The organism is Aeromicrobium alkaliterrae (assembly GCF_039529015.1).
In the GTDB taxonomy this organism is placed as follows: Bacteria; Actinomycetota; Actinomycetes; order Propionibacteriales; family Nocardioidaceae; genus Aeromicrobium; species Aeromicrobium alkaliterrae.
Window position 1 is genome coordinate 378,777 of record NZ_BAAAME010000002.1, and the last position, 17,084, is coordinate 395,860.

The following is a 17,084-nucleotide window of genomic DNA, read 5'->3' on the forward strand; positions in this document are numbered from 1 at the left end:
ACCGACGTGGACGACGACGCACCGGTAGGTGATGGACGCCGGCGCGGCTGGCGACGTCTCGCCGTCGCGCTGCCGGTGCTGGTGACGATGCTGGTGCTCGTCGCCGTCGGCGGGCTCGTGATCGTCGAGCAGCAGCGGCAGGTGCGCGCGAGCGAGGCGGCCGACGAGGTCGCGGCCGAGTTCGTCGCGCAGGTCGAGGCGTTCCGCGGCGAGCTGACCGACCTGATCGTCGCCGGCCGCGACGGCCCGGCTGGCGACCTGCAGGCGCAGGTGCAGCAGCGGATCCAGGAGCCGCCGACCCTGCGCGTCCTCGAGGGCGATGCGGCCGAGCGCTCCGAGGACTACCGCGACGCGCAGTACCTGGAGGCGACGCTCGTCGACCCGTACGTCGAGCTGGTCGACGTGCTGGGGCGGGTCGCGGTGGCGCGCACCTTCATCGCGGCGGCCGACGCGTCGCTGGCGCTGCGGATCGACCAGATCACCGGGTCGTCGACGATCCGCGACACGACGGTCGTCGAGCGCGACGTGATCCCTGCGTTCGAGAAGGCCCTGGCCGACTTCGAGGCCGTCGCGGTCCCCGGCGGCCAGGAGGAGCTCGCGGCGACGGTCTCCGCGGCGCTCCAGAACGTGATCGACCAGAGCGAGCTGCTCGTCGCCTTCGCCGCCCTCGGTCAGAACTACTCGTTCACCTACGGGGACCAGCTCGCGATCGCCTCCGAGGCGGTGCGCGTCTACGGGCTGACGGTCGACTCCGACCTCGCGGCGGCGGTCGACGCGGCGCTGCCGAGCTGACGTCGCCACGGGGCCCGGCAGGGTGCCGGGCCCTGGGCGGCGACAAGACCCAGCATGGGGAGAGGTCCCCTGTGGCGCTTCTCAAGTTGACACGCTGGCGTGCCCCCGCCACGGTTCTGCCATGAGCAAGAGCGCGAAGATCATCCTCTTCTCCGCCCTGGGGGTGCTCGTCGTGGTGGCCATCGCGGTCACGACCGTGGTGCTGGTGATCAACCAGAACCACAAGAACGACATCGCCGCCGCGGACAAGGCCGCCGCCGACTACGTCGAGGAGATCGCGGCCTTCCGGACGGAGCAGGCCGAGATCCTGGCCGACGAGTCCAGCGACGTCGCCGCAGCCCTGGACGCGATCGAGGCCGCGGCCGACGAGGTGCCGACCATCGGCGACGCCCCGGAGTACGGCCGTGAGAACTCCGACGACTACGTCGAGGCGGCGAAGGCCGAGCAGGCTGTCGTCGACGACCTCGATGCGCTCGCCGAGCTGGCCCAGGCCTCGCTCGACACGACGGAGTTCGTCGACGCGGCGACCGTGGCGCTCAACCGCAACACGCCGCAGGACCTGCTCGGACCGGGACCGTTCTCGAGCGGCCAGCCCGTGCGCGACTCCACGATCCCCGCGATGCAGGCCGTCAAGGACACCTTCGAGGCCGTCGAGGTCCCGGCCGGGTTCGAGGAGACCGCGGAGCTCACCTCGGCCGCGCTGCAGCACGTGCTCGACAACCTCAACCAGATGGCGGCGTCGCTCGACGGCGGGCAGTCCTACTTCTTCGAGTTCAGCGCGCAGTACTCCTCGGCGGAGTCCGCGCTCGCAGAGGCGACCGACGCCACCGAGGACGCGCTGGCTGACGGCATCGAGGCGTTCGGTGCCGACGAGGAGATCGAGGCACCCGGGACGTCGAGCGACGACGAGGAGTCCGACGGCGGCTCGTCCGACGACGAGGCCCGCGAGGAGGACGGGGACGCTGCCTGAGCCGACCGCTCAGGCAGGCGGACGCGTCATCGGCACGTGGGGGATCCCCGCCTCGACGTAGTCCTCGCCGTCGCGCACGAAGCCGAACCCGGCGTACCAGTCGTGCAGGTACGCCTGCGCGCCGAGGTCGATGCGCTCGGTGCCCCAGCGATCGAGCACGTGCTGCATCAGCGATCCGGACAGGCCCGAGCCGCGGGCGTCCTTGCGGGTGCACACGCGACCGACCCGGCGGACGCCGGCGGCTGAGACGTAGGTGCGCAGGTAGCTCGTGATGCCCGCGGCGTCGGCGAGCCACAGGTGCGAGGTCGTCGGCTGCAGGTCCACGACGTCCGGGTCGGGCTCGTCGCACTGCTGCTCGACCGCGAACACGACGTCGCGGATCGTCCAGATCGCGTGGACGTCGCGTCCGGTCAGATCGGGGCCGTCGACGAGGGTGAGCCCACCGGGCTCGCGCAGGGGTACAGGCACCGGTTCAGCCTACGCGCCGGCTCCCGGGGTGGGCGGTAGCTGAGCCACCTTTGGCAGCCCTCCCAGGGGTGGGCGGTAGCTCAGCCACCGATCAAGGGGCTCGAAAGGTGGCTCAGCTACCGCCCGCGGTGGATGGCGCACCGACGACCGCTGCGCCCCGCTCCAGCAGTCCCGTGACCTCCGCCAGCAGCCGTGCCCGCACCGGCTCGGCGAGGGCGGCCAGACGACGCTGCTCGCGAACGTACTCGGCCTTGCCCTCGGCGGTCTCGACGGGGATCGGCGTCAGCCCCAGGTTCGTGACGTCGTACGGCGAGGCGCGCATGTCGACCTGGCGGGCGTCGAGGGCGAGCTCGAAGGCGTCGAGCACGATCGTCGACTCGGCGAACGGCATGAGCCGGAACGCGAGGCGATAAAGATCCATCGAGACGTGCACGCAACCCGGCTGCTCGTGGCGGATCTGGTCGTCGCGGGTCAGCTGGTGCGCGTTGAGCGGGGCGGCTGTGGGCGTGAAGAAGCGGAATGCGTCGACGTGGGTGCACTGCAGCGAGTGCGATCGCACGACCTCGTCGGTGCCGTCGGCGCCGAGGCGGAGCGGCTGCGACGTGTGTCGACGCTCGTCGCTCGCGCCGTGGACCATCGCCCACTCGTGCAGCCCGAAGCAGCTCCAGCGCGGCTCGGCGTCGCGGGTGCGCTCCAGCAGCGACTGCGTCCAGCGCAGGCCGGGCAGGCGTCGCTTCAGCCGGGATGCGTCGACGGAGCTGACGCCGTCCGCGGTGGCGTACGCGCCGAGCGCGGCGTGCTCGGGGGAGTCGACGAGGCCGACGCCGAGCCCGGGGTGCCAGCGGGCGAGCGCGCCGGGGGAGTAGTTGTAGTACTCGAACAGGAAGTCCTCGACCGGGTGGTCAGCGCCGATGCGGCGGCGCTCGAGATGGGGCCGCGTCCAGCGCTCGGCGCGCTCCCGATGGGCCTCGGCCCGGGGGAGCCAGGTGGTGCGATCGAGGACGATCACGTGGCGCAGTCGCCGCACGTCCCGAAGATCTCGAGGGTGTGGGCGACGTCGACGTAGCCGTGCTGGGCCGCTACTCCGTCGGCCCACTTCTCGACCGTGGGGCCCTCGACCTCGACCGTGCGACCGCAGGCGCGGCACACGAGGTGGTGGTGGTGACCCGTGCTGCACTGGCGGTAGAGTGTCTCGCCCTCGTCGTTGCGCAGCGCGTCGACCTCGGCGGCGTCGGCCAGGGCCTGCAGGTTGCGGTAGACCGTCGAGAGGCCGACCGACTCGCCGCGATGGCGCAGCAGGTCGTGGATCTCCTGCGCGCTGGCGAAGCCGTCGAGGTCCTCGAGGATCGCCGCGACCGCGCGGCGCTGACGGGTGTTGCGGGGGGTGACGACCATGGACGATCCTCCTTCTCCTGGGTCCTTCACGCCGATTCTAGAGGGCGTCTCCGCCATCGCCGGGTGAGTGACACGATGCCGCGCGCACTCGCCAGGACCGCGAAGAACGCCATCGCCATCAGCACGATCGTGGGGCCGGGCTGCGTGTCGATCTCGAAGCTCGCGACGACGCCGCCCACGGCCGCCAGCAGCCCGAGCGCCATCGCGAGCAGGTGGGTACCGCGGAAGCTGCGCGCGACCTGCTGCGCGGCAGCGACGGGCACGACCATCAGGGCCGAGACGAGCAGGAGCCCTACGGTGCGCATCGCGACCGTGATCGTCACGGCAGCCAGCACCGCGATGAGGATGCCGTAGAGGCGGACGGGCACCCCGCTGACACGGGCGTGGTCCTCGTCCTGGCACACCGCGAACAGCTGCGGCGTGGCCACGAGGACGATCGCGAGCACGATGCCGCCGAGGATCGCCACGACGGTGAGGTCGCTCGACGTCACGGTCACGATCGACCCGAACAGGTAGCTGTTGAGCGTCGCGGCACTGTCTCCCGCGAGGTTGATCAACATGACGCCGGCTGCGATGCCGCCGTAGAACAGCATCGCGAGCGCGACGTCGCCGGACGTGCGCGCGTAGGTGCGCATGAGCTCGATCGCGAGCGCGCCCAGCGTCGCGGCGATCACGGCCGTCAGCAGGGGAGCCGTGCCAGTGAGCAGGCCCAGCGCGACACCCGTCAGGGCGACGTGCCCGATGCCGTCGCCCAGCAGGGCCAGGCGTCGCTGCACCAGGAACGTGCCGATCGCGGGGGCCGTGAGACCCGTGACGACGGCAGCGCCGAGCGCGAGGCGCATGAAGGTGTAGTCGAGGAGGTCGAGCATCAGAGCACTCCCTCGCCCGGCAGGGGCTGGAGCCGCGCGGGCTCGCCGTCGTGCGGGTGGTGGTGCACGTGCTCGGTGGGCGCCCCCTGCGGAGGGCCGTCGTACGCGACGCGTCCGTGGTCGATCACGACGGCGCGGTCGACCACGGCGGTCAGGGGGCCGAGGTCGTGCTCGACGAGCAGCACCGAGGTGCCGGAGGCGACGAGCTCGGTGACGGTCTGGGCGAGCTGGTGGCCGCTGGCCGCGTCGACCCCGGCGAGCGGCTCGTCCATCACGAGCAGCTCGGGCTCCGAGGCCAGGGCCCGCGCGATCAGGGTGCGCTGGTGCTGCCCGCCCGAGAGCTCGGTGACGGGGCGGCGGCGCAGGGGCGTGAGTCCCACGACCTCGATCGCGCGGTCGGCGGCGGCGCGGTCGGCGCGGGTCGCCGGGCCGACGAACCGGCGGCGGGCGAGGCGGCCGCTCAGCACGACCTCGCGCACCGTGGCCGGGACCCCGCTCGAGCCCGCGCTGCGCTGCGGGACGTAGCCGAGGCGGGCGCGGTCGCGGAACTGCTGCAGCGGCGTGCCGAACAGCTCGACCGAGCCCGCGCGGTGGGGCACCAGGCCGATCGCGGCCCGCACGAGGGTCGACTTGCCGGAGCCGTTGGCGCCGAGGACGGCGAAGANNNCGAGGACGGCGACGACCTCGCCCCGGGCGAGGGCGAGGTCGATGCCGGACAGAACAGGTCGGCCGCCGAGGTCGACCGTGAGCCCGCGGGCCTGGAGGACGGCCCGGCCGTCGTCCCGACGGGGAGCTGGGCTCACTGGCACCTGTTGGCCTCCCGGATCACGTCGAGGTTGTTCCGCATGAGGGAGATGTAGTCCTCGTCGGCGGTGGCCTCGCTGAGACCCTCGATCGGATCGAGAATAGCCGTCGTGGCCCCGGTCGCGTTCGCGACGGTCTCGGCCACCGCAGGGTCGACGAGCTGCTCGGTGAAGATCGTCGTGACGCCCTGGCTCGTCACCAGGTCGCTGATCTCGGCGAGCTGTGCCGACGACGGCTCGGCACTGGGCTCGAGGCCGGCGATCGGGATCTGCTGCAGGTCGTAGGCGTCGGCGAGGTAGGCGAACGCGGCATGCGCCGTCACGATCGTGCGGAGCTCGCACGTCTGCAGCCCGACGGTGTAGTCGGCGTCGAGCTGCTGCAGCTCGGCGACCAGCTCGTCGGCGTTCGCGGTGTAGTCGGCCGCGTTGTCGGGGTCGATGTCCGCGAGCGACTCGCCGATCGCGCGGGCCGCGAGCTCCATGCGGTGCGGGTCGAGCCAGAAGTGCGGGTCGACGCCGCCGTGGTCGTGGCCCTCGTGACCCTCCTCGTCGCCGTGGTCGTGCTCCTCGCCCTCGGCGTGGTCGTGGCCCTCGTGGCTCTCCTCGTCGTCGGTCTGGAGCAGGTCGACGACCCCTGCGAGGTCGACGGTCGTGCCGTCCTCGCGCCCGGCCTGCTCGACGGCCTCGTCGACGGCGGTCTGGAAGTGCTCGACGTAGACGACGAGGTCGGACTCCTGCACGTCGGCGACCTGGCGCGGGCTGAGCTCCAGGTCGTGCGGCTCTCCGCCGGGGCGGGTCAGGTTCTCGACGGTGTAGTGGTCGCCCGCGACCCGCTCGACCAGGAACTGGAACGGGTAGGCCGACGTGACGACGGTCGGGCCGCTGTCGCCGCCTGACTCGCCACAGGCGACCAGGAGGGGCGAGAGGAGCAGCAGGGCAGGGGGGATCAGGGCGGCACGACGCATGGCTCCATGATCCCACGCGTATGGGAATCATTGTCAAATCGACGCCACGTGGAGTGCGACACGTACCGCTCGTTAGGCTGGACCGACCCTCGGGTGCGATCCGTCACGACGGACCGCGACACCCGCCGACATCCAGCCGGGAGACGAGAATTCCATGCCTGCGTCCACGATCGACACCGTCATCAGCCTCTGCAAGCGGAGGGGCTTCGTCTACCAGTGCGGTGAGATCTACGGCGGCACCAAGTCGGCGTGGGACTACGGCCCCCTCGGTGTCGAGCTGAAGGAGAACATCAAGCGCCAGTGGTGGCGCACGATGGTGCAGTCGCGCGACGACGTCGTCGGCCTGGACTCCTCGGTCATCCTCCCGACGCGCGTGTGGGAGGCCTCGGGCCACCTCGCGGCGTTCGTCGACCCGCTCGTGGAGTGCCTCTCGTGCCACCGCCGGTACCGCCAGGACCACCTGCAGGAGGCGTACGCCGAGAAGAAGGCCAAGCCCGGACAGGACGACATCGATCCCGACACCGTCTCCATGGACCTGATCGCCTGTGCCAACTGCGGCACCAAGGGCCAGTGGACCGAGCCGCGCATGTTCAACGGCCTGCTCAAGACGTACCTCGGCCCCGTGGAGTCCGAGGAGGGTCTGCACTACCTGCGCCCCGAGACGGCCCAGGGCATCTTCGTGAACTTCGGCCAGGTCATGACCAGCTCGCGCAAGAAGCCGCCGTTCGGCATCGGCCAGATCGGCAAGAGCTTCCGCAACGAGATCACGCCCGGCAACTTCATCTTCCGCACGCGCGAGTTCGAGCAGATGGAGATGGAGTTCTTCGTCAAGCCCGGCGACGACGAGCAGTGGCACGAGTACTGGCTCGAAGAGCGCATGGGCTGGTACACGGGCCTGGGCGTCACGCCCGAGAACCTGCGCTTCTACGAGCACGCCGCCGAGAAGCTCTCGCACTACTCCAAGCGCACCGTCGACATCGAGTACCGGTTCGGCTTCCAGGGCTCGGAGTGGGGCGAGCTCGAGGGCGTCGCCAACCGCACCGACTTCGACCTGACGACCCACAGCCAGCACTCCGGCAGCGAGCTGTCGTTCCACGACCAGGCCACGGGCGAGCGGTGGACGCCGTTCGTGATCGAGCCGGCAGCCGGCGTCAACCGGTCGATGATGGCGTTCCTGGTCGACGCGTACGCCGAGGACGAGGCCCCCAACACCAAGGGCGGCGTCGACGTCCGCACGGTGCTGCGCCTCGACCACCGTCTCGCCCCGGTCAAGGCCGCGGTGCTGCCGCTGTCGCGCAACGAGGCCCTCTCGCCCGCCGCCCGCGACCTCGCCAAGGAGCTGCGCGGCTACTGGAACGTCGACTTCGACGACACTCAGGCCATCGGTCGCCGGTACCGTCGCCAGGACGAGATCGGCACGCCGTTCTGCATCACGGTCGACTTCGAGACGCTCGAGGACCAGGCCGTCACGATCCGCGAGCGCGACACGATGCAGCAGGAGCGCGTCGCGCTGAGCCAGGTTCGTGAGTGGCTCGCGGCGCGTCTGCCCGGCTGCTGAACCCTCGCGGGGTGACAATCTCGGCGTGATCACGTCGCGTCGCCGTCTGAGCCTCGTCCTGTGCGCCCTCGCGCTCCTGGTCCCCCTCGCCGCGTGTGGCGGTGGGGACGAGCCGAAGCCGACCCCCTCGGTCCCGGCCGGGTTCGAGGTGCCGGACGGGGTCACGATCACCAAGCCCGGCACCAAGCGCACGGCGGGCGAGACGGCGACCGTCGTCTACCAGGTCGACGAGCAGGCGGCGAGCGCGATCACCGTCACGATCGCCAACGTCCGCAAGGGCGCGATCGAGGACTTCCGGTTCTTCTCGCTGACGCCGGACCAGCAGGCCGCGTCGCCGTTCTACGTCGACCTGACCGTGGTCAACGAGGGCCCCGCGGGGCTCGGCGGCGTGGCGCTGCCGGTCTTCGCCCGCGACGACGCCGACATGCTGCTGCCGCCGACGCCGATCGTCGGCAGCTTCGCCCCGTGCCCGGCCGGCCAGCTCCCGGAGAGCTTCCTGCCCGGTGAGACGGCCACCCTGTGCCTGGTGTACCTCGTGCCGGCGGGCCAGGTGCTCGTGTCGGTCGACCTCCAGCCCGACGGCGACGACTCCGCGATCACCTGGACGCCCTGACATCTGTCACGGCGAGGTCGTGACGTCCGGCCTGGGGCCGGAGCCCGAGGTCGTCCGACGCTGGGAGCATGACCCTCTCAGCCCCACCTGCCGTCCGTCTGGACGGCGTCACCAAGACCTTCGGCGCCGTGCAGGCCGTGCGCGGCATCGACCTGACGATCGCCCCCGGTGAGGTCGTCGCCTTCCTCGGTCCGAACGGAGCCGGCAAGACGACGACGATCGACCTGCTCCTGGGTCTCTCGTCCGCCACGACCGGCACCGTCGAGGTGTTCGGAAGCAGTCCGCGAGACGCGGTCGCCCACGGTCGCGTGGCCGCCGTCATGCAGTCCGGTGGACTCCTCAAGGACTTCACGATCCGCGAGACCGTCGAGCTCGTGGGCTCCCTCTTCCGACCCGCCCGACCGGCCGGCGAGGTCCTGGAACGCGCCGGACTGGTCGACGTGGCCGACCGGCTCGTCGGCAAGGCCTCCGGCGGCCAGCAGCAGCGGCTGCGGTTCGCCCTCGCCCTGATCCCGGACCCCGACCTGCTGATCCTGGACGAGCCCACGACCGGGATGGACGTCCAGGGGCGTCGCGACTTCTGGAACGCGATCCGCGACGACGCGACCCGTGGTCGCACGACCCTGTTCGCGACGCACTACCTCGAGGAGGCCGACGCCTACGCCGACCGCATCGTGATGGTGAACCACGGCCGGGTCGTGGCCGACGGGACGGCCAGCGAGGTCAAGGCCATGGCCGTCGGCCGGACGGTCCGGGCCACCTGGCCCGGTGCGGACACCCGAGCCCTGGCCGCCATCGAGGGCGTCGACGCGGTCGACGTGCGGGGCGACCGGGTCATCGTCCACGCCGTCGACTCCGACCACGTCGTGCGACACCTCCTCACCCGCACGCCCGCGCACGACCTGGAGATCACCACCCGCAACCTCGAGGAGGCGTTCGTGGCCCTCACCACCGACGTCCCCGCGACCGAAGGAGCGCTCGCATGACCATCACGACCCCTGATGCCCAGGTCCGACGGGTCCCGGCCCGCGGCGGGTTCTCACCGACCATCCTGCGGCTCGAGCTGCGCCGACTGCTGCGCAACCGCAGGGCCGTGATCTTCACGCTGGTCGTGCCGAGCCTGTTCTTCCTGCTCTTCGGCACGGACCAGGAGTACCGCACCGAGCAGGCCGGCCACGGCAACCTGACGGCCTGGATCATGGTCAGCATGGCCGTGTACGGCGCGATGATCGCGACGACCTCCGGCGGCGCGATGGTCGCGACCGAGCGCGCCGTGGGCTGGAGCCGGCAGCTGCGGCTGACGCCGCTCCACCCGGTCGCCTACGTGCTCGTCAAGGCCGTCGTGGCCATGGCGATGGGTGCGGTCGCGATCGTGGTGGTCTTCGTCGTGGGTCACCTCGTCGGTGCCGAGCTCTCCACGGGCCGCCTCCTGGCGTGCGGGGTGCTGGCCTGGGTGTGCTCCCTGGTGTTCGCCGCGTTCGGGCTCTTCATGGGATACCTGCTGCCGAGCGAGAACGTCATGCAGGTGCTCGGCCCGGCACTCGCGGTGCTGTCGCTCGCCGGCGGCCTGTTCGTCCCGCTGAGCGAGTTCAGCGGGACGTTCGCCGACGTCGCGCGACTGACCCCCGCCTACGGCGTGGGCGAGCTGGCCCGTGCCCCGTTCGGCGACGGCGGCGACCTCGTGCTCGCGACCCTGAACGTCGTGGTGTGGGCCGCGATCTTCGTGGCCGGTGCGGCGTGGCGGATGAGCCGGGACACGGCTCGTGTCTGACGGCCACCGCGATCCGACCGGCGACCTAGAGTGAGACCGTGCTGACGTCAGGTGCCCGCGCCGCGGGCGGACCCACCTGGGCCCGCCTCCTCGGAGCGGGCATCTGGCTCGTGTTCCTGACCGAGCCGGTCCAGGTCCTGCTCGACCACGACGGCGTCTGGGGCGGGGTCGGCGTCGCCGCCGTCGTGGCCTTCGTCGCGGTGTACCTCGTCGGTCTGCTCCGGGTGCGGCGGGCCCACGAGCGTCGGGAGTACGCGCCCTCGGCCCTCCTGGTCGCGGCGATGGTGGTGCTGGCCGCGCTCACCGTGCCCGGGGCGGGCGACGAGTCCCTGGTCCTGCTGGTGTTCGTGGCCGCGCTCGCGGTCGCGTCGCTGCCGGCGCGCTGGGCCGTGGTCGTGACGGTGGGGCTCGTCCTGGTCGCCGCGGTGTCGGGGCGCACTGTCGACGGATGGGACGCCCACGGCAACGACCTCGCGATCATCCTGGCCGCCGGTGCCGTGTGGTCGTTCCGACTCGCCCTGCAGCGGCAGGGTCAGCTGGCGCGGGCCGAGCAGGACCTCGCTGAGCTGGCGATCGAGGAGGAGCGCACGCGCATCGCGCGGGACCTCCACGACATCCTGGGCCACTCGCTGACCGTGATCTCGGTGAAGTCCGAGCTGGCCGGCCGCCTGCTCGCCACCGATCCTGACCGGGCTCGGGACGAGCTGGCCGACGTGCAGCGCCTCGCGCGCGACGCGTTGGCCGACGTCCGCTCCACGACCAGCGGACTGCAGGCGCTCTCGCTGCCGGCGGAGATCGCGGCCGCACGGTCCGCGCTCGCGTCCGCGGGCATCGACCCGCACCTGCCCACCGTCGCCGAGGTCGTGCCGAGCCAGTGGCGCGAGCTGTACGCCTGGGTGCTCCGCGAGAGCGTCACGAACGTCGTCCGCCACAGCGGTGCACGGGCGTGCTGGGTCGAGCTCGACGAACGGAGCATGCGCGTGTGGGACGACGGACGCGGCGTGGACGCGTCGACGTCGAGCGGCACGGGTCTCGAGGGCCTGCGGTACCGCTCGCGCCGCGCCGGCGCCGTGCTGCACACCGGCCCCGGACCGGGCGGCGCCGGGTTCGCGGTCGAGGTCGAGGTGCCGGCGTGATCCGCCTCCTCGTGGCCGACGACCAGTCCTTGGTGCGAGGTGCGCTCGCGGCGCTCCTATCGCTGGAGCCCGACCTGCAGGTCGTCGCCGAGGTCGCCCGGGGCGACGAGGTCGTCGCGGCGGCCCGCGCGCACGAGGTCGACGTGGCGCTGCTCGACGTCGAGATGCCCGGACTCGACGGGCTGCAGGCCGCCCGGCTGGTGCGAGAGCAGGCGCCGACCTGTCGCGTGCTGATGGTCACCACCTTCGGCCGTCCCGGCTACCTCCGGGCCGCGATGGCGGCGGGAGCCGGTGGCTTCGTCGTGAAGGACACGCCGTCGGCGCAGCTGGCCGACGCGGTGCGCCGCGTGCACGCGGGACTCGTCGTGGTCGACCCGTCGCTGGCCGCGGAGTCGCTGACGCAGGGATCCTCGCCGCTGACGGACCGCGAGACCGACGTGCTCCGGGCGGGCGCCGACGGCGGGACCGTGGCCGACGTGGCCCGGGAGCTGTCCCTGTCGGAGGGCACCGTGCGCAACCACCTCTCGTCGTCGATCGGCAAGACCGGCGCCCGCACGCGGGCCGAGGCGGTCAGGGTGGCCGTCGAGAACGGCTGGCTGCCGCCCCGCAGCGACGTTTGAGAGAATGGCCCGATGACGACCTCGACGATGCCGGCGCCGCTGCGCCTGGGCGATCTCGAGGTACCCGTCCCCGTCGTCCTGGCCCCCATGGCCGGCGTCACGAACGCCGCCTTCCGCCAGCTCTGCGCCGAGCAAGGAGCGGGGCTCTACGTCTGCGAGATGATCACGTCGCGCGGCATCGTCGAGGGCGACCGGTCGAGCCTGGCGATGCTGACGTTCTCGGGCGTCGAGACGGTGCGCTCCGTGCAGCTGTACGGCATCGATCCCGACACGATCGGCCGCGCCGTGGCGATCCTGTGCGACGAGCACGGCGTGCAGCACGTCGACCTCAACTTCGGCTGCCCGGTGCCGAAGGTCACCCGCAAGGGCGGGGGAGCCGCGCTGCCCTGGAAGGCTGGCCTGCTCGGCCGCATCCTCACCTCGGCCGTCGCCGCCGCCGAGCCGTACGGCGTGCCGGTCACGATGAAGACCCGCAAGGGCATCGACGACGACCACCTCACGTTCCTGGACGCCGGTCGCGTCGCGGAGGACACGGGGTGCGCCGCGATCGCGCTGCACGGCCGCACCGCGGTGCAGCACTACTCCGGCCAGGCCGACTGGGCCGCGATCGGTGAGCTGAAGGCCGCGACGTCGATCCCGGTGCTGGGCAACGGCGACATCTGGGAGGCCGGCGACGCGGTCGCGATGATGGAGCAGACCGGGTGTGACGGCGTCGTCGTCGGACGCGGCTGCCTCGGTCGACCGTGGCTCTTCCGCGACCTGGCCGCCGCCCTCACGGGTCAGGAGGTCCTGACCACGCCGACGCTGGGCGAGGTCGCGGCCGTGATGCGCCGGCACGCCGAGCTGCTCGGCGGGTGGCTCGGCGAGGAGCGCGGCTGCATCGAGTTCCGCAAGCACGTCGCCTGGTACCTCAAGGGCTTCGCGGCCGGCTCGGCCGTCCGCAGCCGGCTCGGCACGGTCTCCTCCTACGCCGCGCTCGACGCGCTCCTGGCCGAGCTCGATCCCCGCGAGCCGTTCCCCGTCTCCGAGCTCGGGCGTCCCCGGGGGCGTCAGGGCACGCCCAAGCGGGTCGTGGTGCCCGAGGGGTGGCTCGACTCCCGTGAGGTCGACGGCGCGCTCGACCCCGCCGCTGAGGACGCCACCTCCGGAGGCTGAGCCGACGCGTAGGGGCGTGCGGTGGCCACGGGTGGTGGCGGTACCCCCTTCGAGGCCGCTCGTACCTCGCGGCACCTCAGGGGGCGGTTGGTCTTCCGGGCCCTGTCCCCCTCCGACTTCGTCGTGGGAGGTGCCCCCAGTGCGAGGAGGGACGACGAGCCTCGAAGGGTGTGCCGACGCGTGTGCGCGTGACCGTGACGCGGGTTACGGTCGGGGAAACCGCGGAGGTGCCCCCAATGTTCCGTCGTCCACTCGCCGTCCTGCTGCTCGTGACCGGTCTCGTGATGACCGGGACGACGTCGGCCACGGCCACGAGATTCGTCGACGTGCCGGACTCGCACGTCTTCGCCACGCAGATCGAGTGGCTCGCCGACGAAGGGATCACGACGGGCTACGCGGACGGCACGTTCCGGCCCGGTGCGGCGGTGCTGCGCGAGCAGATGGCGGTGTTCCTGTGGCGCCAGGCCGGTCAGCCGGCCGTCAGCGACCTGCCGGGCACCAGCCCGTTCACGGACGTGCCGCGAAGCCACGCGTTCTACCAAGCCATCGTGTGGCTCGCCGACTCCGGCATCTCGACCGGCTACGACGACGGCTCGTTCCGTCCGGGGCAGCCCGTGCTGCGCGAGCAGATGGCCGCGTTCCTGTACCGGTTCCGGGCGCTGCAGGCCGCTCCCGGATCCGGCAGCGGGTCGTTCGTGGACGTGCCGTCCGGCCGCACGTTCGCCGAGCAGATCCGCTGGCTCTCCGGCACGGGGATCTCCACCGGCTACTCCGACGGCACGTTCCGCCCCTCGCAGCCGGTGCTGCGCGAGCAGATGGCCGCGTTCCTGTTCCGCTTCGACGACCGGTTCGGCTCGGGCGACGGCGCGGCTGCGGGGCCGTTCACGTCCCAGCCGACACCGACCATCAGCGGTGCGGCCGTCGTCGGCACGCGCCTGCGCGGCACCCCCGGCACGTGGACGCCGCAGCCGACCTCGGTCACGTACCAGTGGCTCCGCAACGGCTCGCCGATCTCGGGCGCCACGTCGATCGGCTACACCGTCAAGGAGGCGGACCTCGGCGCGACGCTGACCTTCCGCGCGACCGCGACCCGCGCTGGCGCGTCGGCCTCGGTGCGCACCAGCGCCGCGACGGCGGCCGTGACGCGTCCGGCGGTGCCGATCGAGGTGCAGCGCATCCTCGACGACACCAACCGCTTCCGCGCGCAGCAGGGCAAGCCGGCGCTGCAGCTGAGCCAGCCGATGAGCCAGGTGGCCCAGAACTGGTCAGCGCAGATGGCGACGACCTGCGACTTCCGGCACAACCCGAGCTATGCGAGCCAGATCCCCGGAGGGTGGCGCGCTGCGGCGGAGAACATCGCCGCAGGCCAGCAGTACACGACCGTGGTCCAGGCGTGGATCAACTCGGCCGGTCACCGCGCCAACCTGGAGGGCGACTTCACGCACATCGGGATCGGCTACACCGCGACGTCACCCTGCGGTCTGCCGCGGACCTTCGTCCAGGTGTTCGCCCGGTACTGACCTGGTGGTGCGGGTCAGGCGACGGGGCGGAGCAGGCCGGAGTCGACGTCGTAGACGAAGCCCGCGACCTCGATGTCGTCCGGCACCAGGGGGTGGCTCTCGACCTTGTGGACGTCGGCCCGGATCGTGGCCTCCTGGTCGGTGATCGCGCCGAGCGTCATCCAGCTGGCGTCGGTGCCGGTCGCGGTGCTGACCCGGGCCTGCAGCTCCTCCTCGGGTGCCGAGGCCATCGCGCAGCGCGTGTGCTGCACGACCATGACGCGCCGCACCTGCAGCAGGGTCACGCCGAGCACGACGGCCACGAGGACCTGGTCGGTCACGCGGCCTCCCGGGTTGCGCAGGATCTTCGCGTCGCCCGGCTCGAGGCCGATCATGCGCAGCGGGTCGATCCGCGAGTCCATGCAGGTCACCATCGCGACGCCAGCGCGCGCGATGCCGTCGAAGCCACCGTGGTGGAAGTCGGCGGCGTAGGTCTGGTTGGCGGCAAGGAGGTCGTCGAAGGCCATGGCGACAGGATATCGACGCCACTCGGCGCGGCTCAGGGTGCCCAGTCGTACCAGAGCCGGTCGAGGCCGTAGCCCTCGCCGACCGAGAAGTCGTACTGCACGAGCCGGTAGTCGTGCAGCAGCCGGCGCTGCGCGGGGGACAGGTCGGCCTCGGCGATCTCGGCGCGGTCGTTGCCGATGATGATGCCGCGTCCGACCGACCCGATCTCGTCCTGCACCTGCTGCAGGAGCCGGTAGTACGGCGGGAGCGGCGCACCGATCATCTCGGCCGCCATCGGCACGAGGTCGGTCGTGTCGACGACCCCGAGGTCGCGGCCCGGGTCGGCGACCGGCACGTTCGCCCAGACCAGGAGCGGCGTCAGGAACGCCTCGGCGCGCGGGTTCGCGTCGAGCAGCTCGTCGGGCAGGATCGGAGGGTAGTGATCGCCGTAGTAGACGACGACCGTGGGTCGCTCCAGCTCGGCGACGCCCGTCAGGAAGTCGTCGAACGCGGAGTCGCTGTACTCCAGGCCGGCGATCCAGGTCGCCAGCGCGGTCTCGGAGTCCTCGTCGCCGACGAGTCCGGAGATCTGCGGCGGGTCGGCGTACCAGTCGCGGAACGGCAGGTGGTTCTGCATCGTCACGAGGTTGACCAGCGTCGGGCTCTCGGCCGACCGCAGCATCGTCAGCGTCGTCTCGAAGGCCGTCGCGTCGGAGATGTTCGGGTTGCCCTCGATGCGCACCGGGTCCTCGAAGTCGGACATCTCGACGAACCGGTCGAATCCGAGCGTGTCGTACGCCGCCCGACGCTGGTACATGCGCCCGTCGTACGGATGGATCGCGATGGCGGCCGACCCGTGGTCGCTGAGCCACTCCACGGCGGAGGGGAAGCCGGTCCGGCTCGCGATGGTGGACTGGTACGGGGAGAAGATCTGCGGCTCGACGAACGCGATCGACTGGCCCGTGAGCACCTGGTACTCCATCGTCGAGGTCCCGGCGCCGTAGTAGGTCGCGGCGGTCGAGCCGTACCAGCCCTCGGCCTCGCGCTCGCGCTGGAGCGGTCGCGGGTCGCGCTCGATCTCCAGGCCCTCGAGCCGTGTCGGGTCGGCCAGGCTCTCGCCGAGCACCAGCACGAGGTTGACGTCGCTGAGCCGCAGGCCGTCGGTGGGATCGGGCATGTCCTGCGTGTAGCGCTCGGCGATCTCCAGGATCGCGTCGCGCCCGTAGCCGTCCGGGACCTGCATCAGCGTCGTCGGGATCGCGGACAGGAACGCGCCGACGAAGCCGTTGGTGTCGTGGTTCTCGACCTGGTCGAACGGGCAGCAGTCGATGTCGGAGCCGTACAGGCCGTGCACCACGTTGCCCGCGCGGTTGAAGTCCATGACCGTGGCGAACGACAGCGCCAGGACGGGGGCGAGGGCCAGGCTGGTCACGCGACGCCGCGCCCTGGCGGGCGTGGACAGGCGCAGCGCGCGGCGCCGGCGGTGGTCCAGGTACAGCGCGGCCACGACGGCGACGCCCAGCCCGACGAGCGGCATCGCGACGGTGCGGGTGTCGGTCTGGGAGGCCAGGAAGCCCAGGTCGCCGAGGAAGTTGAGGTCGCTCGGGATCAGGGGGTCGCCCGTCGTCTCGAGCTTCTCGCCGTGCGCGACCCAGGTCGCCACCGCGATGCCGAGGAGTGCCGCCGTCACGAGCCACCGCTGGCGGGTCACGACGAGCAGCAGGGCGACGAGGACCCAGACGATCGTGAAGCCGAGCAGGTCGTCGGACACGCTGCGGTGGTCGAAGCCGCGGGGCTCGCCGTAGACGTTCATCGGCACCAGCAGCAGCCGGATCGCGACGTACGAGATCACGGCCGCCAGGGCGATGTCGGGGACGACGCTGCGGCGCAGGGACGCCACGGTCGACCTGATCCGAGACTGCTGCGACGAGCTCGGGTCGTGCGGGGAGCGTCGCGACATCCC

18 protein-coding genes are annotated in these 17,084 nt (G+C 71.9%); 10 read left to right on the forward strand and 8 right to left on the reverse strand.

Annotated features, from left to right (window positions below):
* Positions 1–6: 6 nt before the first annotated feature.
* Together ABD127_RS02880 and ABD127_RS02885 are read left to right on the forward strand one after the other, a co-directional pair.
* A complete protein-coding gene (locus ABD127_RS02880; RefSeq protein WP_344197526.1) occupies positions 7–792 on the forward strand; it encodes a hypothetical protein in 786 nt (261 codons plus the stop codon).
* Between the two features lie 121 nt (positions 793–913).
* Positions 914–1,762 (forward strand): hypothetical protein, encoded by an 849-nt coding sequence (locus ABD127_RS02885; protein ID WP_344197528.1) that lies wholly within the window; start codon positions 914–916, stop codon positions 1,760–1,762.
* A 9-nt stretch (positions 1,763–1,771) separates the two neighbouring features.
* Here ABD127_RS02885 and ABD127_RS02890 read toward each other — a convergent pair whose 3' ends face one another.
* The 6 genes from ABD127_RS02890 to ABD127_RS02915 form a co-directional block, all read right to left on the reverse strand.
* Positions 1,772–2,230 (reverse strand): GNAT family N-acetyltransferase, encoded by a 459-nt coding sequence (locus ABD127_RS02890; RefSeq protein WP_344197530.1) that lies wholly within the window; start codon positions 2,228–2,230, stop codon positions 1,772–1,774.
* Positions 2,231–2,342: 112 nt separating this feature from the next.
* Positions 2,343–3,257: a 3-methyladenine DNA glycosylase gene (locus ABD127_RS02895; RefSeq protein ID WP_344197532.1), complete on the reverse strand. Its 915-nt coding sequence runs from the start codon at positions 3,255–3,257 to the stop codon at positions 2,343–2,345.
* A complete protein-coding gene (locus ABD127_RS02900) occupies positions 3,236–3,625 on the reverse strand; it encodes a Fur family transcriptional regulator (protein WP_344197534.1) in 390 nt (129 codons plus the stop codon). Before ABD127_RS02900 ends, ABD127_RS02895 begins: the two co-directional genes overlap by 22 nt.
* A gap of 26 nt (positions 3,626–3,651) precedes the next feature.
* Positions 3,652–4,494 carry a metal ABC transporter permease gene (locus ABD127_RS02905; RefSeq protein WP_344197536.1) on the reverse strand — a complete coding sequence of 281 codons (843 nt, stop codon included), beginning with the start codon at positions 4,492–4,494 and terminating at the stop codon, positions 3,652–3,654.
* Entirely contained in the window at positions 4,494–5,303 is an 810-nt protein-coding gene (locus ABD127_RS02910) for a metal ABC transporter ATP-binding protein (protein ID WP_425545781.1), read from the reverse strand. Before ABD127_RS02910 ends, ABD127_RS02905 begins: the two co-directional genes overlap by 1 nt.
* Positions 5,294–6,262: a metal ABC transporter substrate-binding protein gene (locus ABD127_RS02915; RefSeq protein ID WP_344197540.1), complete on the reverse strand. Its 969-nt coding sequence runs from the start codon at positions 6,260–6,262 to the stop codon at positions 5,294–5,296. The genes ABD127_RS02910 and ABD127_RS02915 overlap by 10 nt, the downstream gene beginning before the upstream one ends.
* A gap of 154 nt (positions 6,263–6,416) precedes the next feature.
* On the opposite strand from ABD127_RS02915, the gene ABD127_RS02920 reads away from it, so the two are divergent.
* From ABD127_RS02920 to ABD127_RS02955, 8 genes are all read left to right on the forward strand, one after another.
* Positions 6,417–7,820: a glycine--tRNA ligase gene (locus tag ABD127_RS02920; protein WP_344197542.1), complete on the forward strand. Its 1,404-nt coding sequence runs from the start codon at positions 6,417–6,419 to the stop codon at positions 7,818–7,820.
* A 25-nt stretch (positions 7,821–7,845) separates the two neighbouring features.
* Complete coding sequence (locus tag ABD127_RS02925; protein ID WP_344197544.1) at positions 7,846–8,433, forward strand: hypothetical protein; 588 nt, start codon at positions 7,846–7,848, stop codon at positions 8,431–8,433.
* A 68-nt stretch (positions 8,434–8,501) separates the two neighbouring features.
* Positions 8,502–9,419 (forward strand): ABC transporter ATP-binding protein, encoded by a 918-nt coding sequence (locus tag ABD127_RS02930; RefSeq protein WP_344197547.1) that lies wholly within the window; start codon positions 8,502–8,504, stop codon positions 9,417–9,419.
* Positions 9,416–10,204 carry an ABC transporter permease gene (locus tag ABD127_RS02935; protein WP_344197549.1) on the forward strand — a complete coding sequence of 263 codons (789 nt, stop codon included), beginning with the start codon at positions 9,416–9,418 and terminating at the stop codon, positions 10,202–10,204. The genes ABD127_RS02930 and ABD127_RS02935 overlap by 4 nt, the downstream gene beginning before the upstream one ends.
* A gap of 38 nt (positions 10,205–10,242) precedes the next feature.
* Positions 10,243–11,340 (forward strand): sensor histidine kinase, encoded by a 1,098-nt coding sequence (locus ABD127_RS02940; protein ID WP_344197551.1) that lies wholly within the window; start codon positions 10,243–10,245, stop codon positions 11,338–11,340.
* Positions 11,337–11,960 (forward strand): response regulator, encoded by a 624-nt coding sequence (locus ABD127_RS02945; protein ID WP_344197553.1) that lies wholly within the window; start codon positions 11,337–11,339, stop codon positions 11,958–11,960. The genes ABD127_RS02940 and ABD127_RS02945 overlap by 4 nt, the downstream gene beginning before the upstream one ends.
* A 12-nt stretch (positions 11,961–11,972) precedes the next feature.
* Positions 11,973–13,115, forward strand: a complete 1,143-nt coding sequence (dusB, locus tag ABD127_RS02950) for a tRNA dihydrouridine synthase DusB (protein ID WP_344197555.1) — start codon at positions 11,973–11,975, stop codon at positions 13,113–13,115.
* 236 nt (positions 13,116–13,351) lie between these two features.
* Entirely contained in the window at positions 13,352–14,635 is a 1,284-nt protein-coding gene (locus ABD127_RS02955) for an S-layer homology domain-containing protein (RefSeq protein ID WP_344197557.1), read from the forward strand.
* 14 nt (positions 14,636–14,649) lie between these two features.
* Here ABD127_RS02955 and ABD127_RS02960 read toward each other — a convergent pair whose 3' ends face one another.
* Together ABD127_RS02960 and ABD127_RS02965 are read right to left on the reverse strand one after the other, a co-directional pair.
* Positions 14,650–15,141: a beta-class carbonic anhydrase gene (locus ABD127_RS02960; RefSeq protein ID WP_344197559.1), complete on the reverse strand. Its 492-nt coding sequence runs from the start codon at positions 15,139–15,141 to the stop codon at positions 14,650–14,652.
* A gap of 32 nt (positions 15,142–15,173) precedes the next feature.
* Positions 15,174–17,081: an LTA synthase family protein gene (locus tag ABD127_RS02965; RefSeq protein ID WP_344197561.1), complete on the reverse strand. Its 1,908-nt coding sequence runs from the start codon at positions 17,079–17,081 to the stop codon at positions 15,174–15,176.
* Positions 17,082–17,084 lie beyond the last annotated feature (3 nt).